General features: G+C 61.5%; 4 protein-coding genes. 1 reads left to right on the forward strand and 3 read right to left on the reverse strand.

Annotated features, from left to right (window positions below):
- Positions 1-40: 40 nt before the first annotated feature.
- The 3 genes from NPS29_RS28525 to secA all read right to left on the reverse strand — a co-directional run bounded on the left by NPS29_RS28525 (position 41) and on the right by secA (position 5,213).
- The gene (locus tag NPS29_RS28525) at positions 41-985 is read right to left on the reverse strand and encodes a Nudix family hydrolase (RefSeq protein ID WP_274136836.1); all 945 of its coding nucleotides are present in this window, start codon (positions 983-985) and stop codon (positions 41-43) included.
- A gap of 135 nt (positions 986-1,120) precedes the next feature.
- On the reverse strand, positions 1,121-2,338 hold the full coding sequence (gene argJ / locus NPS29_RS28530; protein ID WP_274136838.1) for a bifunctional glutamate N-acetyltransferase/amino-acid acetyltransferase ArgJ: 1,218 nt from the start codon (positions 2,336-2,338) through the stop codon (positions 1,121-1,123).
- 127 nt (positions 2,339-2,465) lie between these two features.
- Positions 2,466-5,213, reverse strand: coding sequence for a preprotein translocase subunit SecA (gene secA, locus NPS29_RS28535; protein WP_274136841.1), 2,748 nt, complete (start codon positions 5,211-5,213; stop codon positions 2,466-2,468).
- Between the two features lie 318 nt (positions 5,214-5,531).
- Between secA and NPS29_RS28540 the strand changes: the two genes are divergently transcribed.
- Entirely contained in the window at positions 5,532-5,990 is a 459-nt protein-coding gene (locus tag NPS29_RS28540; protein WP_274136843.1) for a DciA family protein, read from the forward strand.
- Positions 5,991-6,089 lie beyond the last annotated feature (99 nt).

Raw genomic sequence — 6,089 nt, forward strand, 5'->3', positions numbered from 1 at the left:
GCCCCCGCCGGCAAGCCGTGCTGCTACGGAGCGATTGCTTTCAGATCTGCGGCCAGAACGCGCGGATCCCCGCCACGCCCTGCGCGCCGTTTTCCCACGCCTGCTGGCGCTCTGCCGGGCCCACGCCGCCCAGCAGGTAGACCGGCTTGCTGAAACCTTCGATCAACGCCCGCGCCTGCTCCCAGCCCAGAGGATGGGCATCGGGATGGCTCTGGGTGGGTTGAACCGGCGACAGGGTGACGAAATCCACGCCCATCTGCTCGGCCAGGGACAGCTCTTGGGCGTTGTGGCACGAGGCCGCCAGCCAGCGCTCTTCCGGGAACGGACGGCCCTTGCTGGCGTATTTGCGCAGTTGCTCGCTGGTCAGGTGCCAGCCTGCGGCCGGAAAGTCCCCAAGCCACTCCAGAGGCCCCTTGAGCATCAGTTGCGCCTTGCCTGCGCACAGCCCGACCGCATCCACCGCGACATCGCGGTACTTGGGGTCGTAGCCGTTCGGTGCGCGCAGCTGGATCAGCTTGATCCCGCCGGCAATCGCCTTTTGCATGCCTTGCAGCAGCTGCGGCGTTTCCAGGGCATCTGGGGTAATCAGGTACTCGCCCGGCAAACGGGCTGCCGCGACGATCGGTTGATTGGCGGCAGGGAATTCATAGCTGGCCAGTTCCCTGTTCGACACCCAGGCCAGCGGCTGGCCCTCGGCGCCGTGAGGCTCGCCGGTAAAAGACGAGACTTCCCAGACATCCAGCAACACCTGCTTGTCGGGGTAGTCGTGTTTGATCTTGATCAATGGCCGCGCCTTGGCGACCACGATGCCCAGTTCTTCTTTCAACTCACGGGACAACGCCGCCTCGACGGTTTCGTCGGGCTCGACCTTGCCCCCGGGAAACTCCCACAAGCCGCCCTGGTGCTGCTTGTCAGCGCGCCTGGCAATCAGAATCTTGCCGTCGGTGCCACGAATGACCGCGGCGGCTACATGGATGCGTTTCACGTTACACCTTCCTTAAAAACTGACCTTTGCGCTTACCTGTAGCAGTCCGGCTTGCCGGCGTCGGCGATCTTGAGGTAGCTGACGCCGGCAAGCCGGACTGCTACGAGGGGTGTCATGTACGACACCCCTCAGCGATCAGGTGCGGTATTCCGCGTTGATCTTCACGTACTCGTGGGACAGGTCGGTGGTCCAGATCGTTTCGCTGCAATCACCACGGCCCAGCTCGATGCGGATGGTGATTTCTTCTTCGGCCATGACCGCCGAGCCCTGAGCCTCGGTGTAGGTCGTGGCGCGGGCGCCCTTGCTGGCGATGCACACGCCGCTCAGGAACACGTCGATCTTGCTCACGTCCAGGTCCGGCACGCCGGCGCGGCCCACGGCGGCCAGTATGCGGCCCCAGTTCGGGTCGGAGGCGAACAACGCGGTCTTGATCAGCGGCGAGTGAGCGACGGTGTAGCCAACGTCCAGGCACTCTTGATGATTGCCGCCACCGTTGACTTCGACAGTCACGAATTTGGTCGCGCCTTCGCCGTCACGCACGATGGCCTGGGCGACTTCCATGCAGACGTCGAACACGGCTTTTTTCAGCGCGTCGAACAACGGGCCGCGGGCTTCGGTGACTTCCGGCAGGTTGGCCTGGCCGGTGGCGATCAGCATGCAGCAATCGTTGGTCGAGGTGTCGCCATCGATGGTGATGCGGTTGAACGACTTGTTGGCGCCGTCGCGGATCAGGTCCTGCAGCACGCTCTGGGACACTTTGGCGTCGGTGGCGATGTAGCCGAGCATGGTGGCCATGTTCGGACGAATCATGCCCGCGCCCTTGCTGATGCCGGTCACGGTGACGGTCACGCCATCGACCTGGAACTGGCGGCTGGCGCCTTTGGGCAGGGTGTCGGTGGTCATGATGCCGGTGGCCGCGGCCGCCCAGTTATCCACAGACAGGTCGTCCAGCGCGGCTTGCAATGCGCCTTCGATCTTTTCCACAGGCAACGGCTCGCCGATCACGCCGGTGGAGAACGGCAGGATCGCGCTGGCGTCGACGCCGGTCAGTTCGGCCAGTTTCGCGGTGGTGCGCTCGGCAGCAGCCAGGCCTGGCTCGCCGGTGCCTGCGTTGGCATTGCCGGTGTTGGTCAGCAGGTAGCGAACGGTGCCGCCTACGCGCTGTTTGGACAGGATCACCGGTGCTGCACAAAACGCATTCAGGGTGAACACGCCAGCGACGCTGGAACCTTCGGCGCAGCGCATGACCACCACATCCTTGCGCCCCGGGCGCTTGATGCCGGCAGAGGCAATACCAAGTTCAAAACCGGGAACCGGGTGCAGAGTCGGCAGAGGACCAAGACCAACAGCCATGAAATGCGCTCCTTAAACTAACCAGGCCGCCGGGCAGTACCACGACGGCTCGAATGATTGAAAAACGCCGCGACGGCTGGGCCGGTCGCGGCGTGGTATTGCGTCAAAGCTACAGCCAGGCCGTTACTTAATTAATCTGACCGTGGCAATGCTTGAATTTTTTACCGGAGCCACACCAGCACAGCTCGTTGCGACCCAGTTTCTGGTCGTTGCGAACCGGCGACAGGGCAGCAGCGGCGACGGCGACGTCATCGCCCTCCTCCGCCAGTGCGAGCGGCTGATCCAGACCCGGTGCTTCGGCGTGCTGGAACTGCATACGCTGGGCCAGTTCTTCGGCTTCGCGACGCAGGCGCGCTTCTTCTTCGGCCGGATCTTCGCGGCGAACCTGAACGTGCGACAGCACGCGGATGGTGTCGCGCTTGATCGAATCCAGCAGTTCCTGGAACAGGGTGAAGGACTCGCGCTTGTATTCCTGTTTCGGGTTCTTCTGAGCGTAGCCGCGCAGGTGGATACCGTGACGCAGGTGGTCCATGGTCGACAGGTGGTCTTTCCACAGGTCGTCCAGGACGCGCAGCAGGATCTGCTTCTCGAAGGTGCGCAGGGCTTCGGCGCTGGCCTGGTCTTCCTTCTCGTTGTAAGCCGACAGGATGGCTTCCAGCAGTTTCGGACGCAGGGTTTCTTCGTGCAGGTGGTCGTCTTCGTCCAGCCACTGCTGAACCGGCAGCTTGACGCTGAAATCGCTGTTCAGTGCAGCTTCCAGACCGGCCACGTCCCACTGCTCTGGCAGCGACTGAGGCGGAATGTGCGCGCTGATGGTGGCGTCGAGCACTTCTTCGCGGAACTCGGCAATGGTGTCACCAATGTTCGTCGCAGCCAGCAGGCTGTTACGCATGTGGTAGATCACTTTACGCTGTTCGTTGGAAACGTCGTCGAACTCCAGCAGTTGCTTGCGGATGTCGAAGTTGCGGCCTTCGACCTTGCGCTGGGCCTTTTCGATGGCGTTGGTCACCATGCGGTGCTCAATGGCCTCGCCGGACTGCATGCCCAGCGCCTTCATGAAGTTCTTCACCCGGTCAGAGGCGAAGATGCGCATCAGGCTGTCTTCCAGCGACAGGTAGAAACGGCTCGAACCGGTGTCGCCCTGACGACCGGCGCGACCGCGCAGCTGGTTGTCGATACGACGGGATTCATGACGCTCGGACGCAATCACGTGCAGGCCACCGGCCTCGATCACTTGCTGATGGCGTTTCTGCCAGGCGGACTTGATCTGTGCGATCTGCTCCGGGGTCGGGTCTTCGAGGCTTGCGACTTCCACTTCCCAGTTGCCGCCCAGCAGGATGTCGGTACCGCGACCGGCCATGTTGGTGGCGATGGTCAGGGCGCCAGGACGGCCGGCCTGCGCGATGATCTCGGCTTCCTTCTCGTGGAACTTGGCGTTCAGGACCTTGTGATCGATGCCTTCCTTCTTGAGCAGATTGGACATGTGCTCGGAAGTTTCGATGGTCGCGGTACCCACCAGCACCGGACGCTGCTCGGCCAGGCACGCCTTGATGTCAGTGATGATCGCCAGGTATTTCTCTTCGGCGGTCAGGTACACCAGGTCGTTGAAGTCCTTGCGCGCCAACGGCTTGTTCGGCGGGATGACCATCACGGCCAGGGCGTAGATCTGGTGGAATTCGAACGCTTCGGTGTCTGCGGTACCGGTCATGCCGGACAGCTTGTTGTACAGACGGAAGTAGTTCTGGAAGGTGGTCGAAGCCAGGGTCTGGCTCTCGGCCTGAATGTTCAGGTGCTCCTTGGCCTCGATGGCCTGGTGCAGGCCTTCGGACAGGCGACGACCCGGCATGGTACGGCCGGTGTGTTCGTCGACCAGCAGGATCTGGCCGTCCTGGACGATGTACTCGACGTTGCGGTTGAACAGCTTGTGCGCACGCAGGCCGGCGTAGACGTGGGTCAGCAGGCCCAGGTTGTGCGCCGAGTACAGGCTCTCGCCTTCAGCCAGCAGGCCGACTTCGGTGAGCATTTCTTCGATGAACTGGTGACCGGACTCGTTGAGCTCCACCTGACGGGATTTCTCGTCGATGGTGAAGTGGCCCTGCTTGGTCACGACGCCTTCCACTTCCTCGATGTGCTGCTCGAGTTTAGGGATCAGCTTGTTGATTTCGGTGTAGAGCTTGGAGCTGTCTTCGGCCTGGCCGGAGATGATCAGCGGCGTACGCGCCTCGTCGATGAGGATGGAGTCCACTTCGTCGATCACGGCAAAGTTGAGTTCGCGCTGGAATTTTTCTTCCATGCTGAACGCCATGTTGTCGCGCAGGTAATCGAAACCGAATTCGTTGTTGGTGCCGTAGGTGATGTCGGAGGCGTACGCAGCGCGCTTTTCTTCAGGCGGCTGGAATGGCGTGACGACGCCTACGGTCAGACCGAGGAATTCGTACAGCGGGCGCATCCAGTTGGCGTCGCGGCGAGCCAGGTAATCGTTCACGGTGACAACGTGCACGCCCTTGCCGGACAGCGCGTTGAGGTACACCGCCAGTGTCGCCACCAGGGTTTTACCTTCACCGGTGCGCATTTCGGCGATCATGCCTTCGTGCAGCGTCATGCCACCGATCAGCTGAACGTCGAAGTGACGCATCCCCATGATGCGCTTGCCCGCTTCACGGCATACCGCAAAGGCTTCAGGCAGGAGCTTATCGAGGGTCTCACCTTTGGCGATGCGGGCCTTGAATTCTTCGGTCTTGGCGCGCAGTTGCTCGTCCGAAAGGGCCACCATTTGCTCTTCGAAGCTGTTGACGAATTGAACCGTCTTGAGCATGCGCTTCACTTCGCGCTCGTTCTTGCTTCCGAAAAGTTTTTTCAACAAAGGTGCAAACATATCGACAGGATCTTCCACACATAGAGATGGAGGGCGGCCCCGTGAGTCGCCCGTGCAGCCCTCATGGCCGCATGCGAACGAGCATTCTACCCGGAAATGGTGGTGAGGAAAGTGGCGTTATTCCACGATGCTGGCACAGCAATGTTACGGGGCAGAAGTACAATAGGGGCATTTCTCGGGACTTCAACCCGTACGGGGCAGAAGTTTGATTAATGTTTTTTCATACTGTAACCGCTTTAAGGCCGCTTGATCCAACGCTTACAGGGCTGCCCGGCGCTTTCTGTTAAGATCGCGGGCTTGCAAGAACAGGCATCTGATATGGCATTTCGTCCTTTACAGGCTCGCGCACCGGCGGCTCTTCTGCGTGAGGCCAGGCCCTTGCGGGCGATCTTCAACCACGCCCAGCGCCTGGCACACTTGCAGCGCCTGCTCGAAACGCAGTTGCAACCGGCTGCCCGGGCGCATTGTCATGTGGCGTCGTGGCGGGAAGGAACTTTGTTGCTGGTGGTGACGGACGGGCATTGGGCGACCCGTTTGCGTTATCAGCAGCGGCGCTTGCAGCGTCAGTTGGTGGAGTTCAAGGAGTTTGCCAACCTGACCCGATTGCTGTTCAAGGTACAACCGCCGACGATTCATGGGGCGGCGGTGGGTCATTCGCGGGATCTTTCGAGCGCGGCCGCCGAGACGCTCAATGAGACAGCCGAGGGGATCAGCGACCCCAAGCTGCGCGCGGCGCTGGAGCGGCTGGCGGCGCATGGCAGGCCCAAGGATTGCTGATCGTTCCCACGCTCCGCGTGGTAACGGGTTGTTTGACGCTCCGCGTCTTTGGGTGACTTTGAAGTCGGGTGTATATCCGTTTTCGCGGTGGTTTGGGCC

Source organism: Pseudomonas putida (assembly GCF_028682175.1).
In the GTDB taxonomy this organism is placed as follows: Bacteria; Pseudomonadota; Gammaproteobacteria; order Pseudomonadales; family Pseudomonadaceae; genus Aquipseudomonas; species Aquipseudomonas putida_AD.

What these genes read in the sequence shown, in the direction of transcription:
- secA (WP_274136841.1), bottom strand. Translation starts at nt 5,213, where the DNA reads ATGTTTGCACCTTTGTTGAAAAAACTTTTCGGAAGCAAGAACGAGCGC.
- argJ (WP_274136838.1), bottom strand. Translation starts at nt 2,338, where the DNA reads ATGGCTGTTGGTCTTGGTCCTCTGCCGACTCTGCACCCGGTTCCCGGT.
- NPS29_RS28540 (WP_274136843.1), top strand. Translation starts at nt 5,532, where the DNA reads ATGGCATTTCGTCCTTTACAGGCTCGCGCACCGGCGGCTCTTCTGCGT.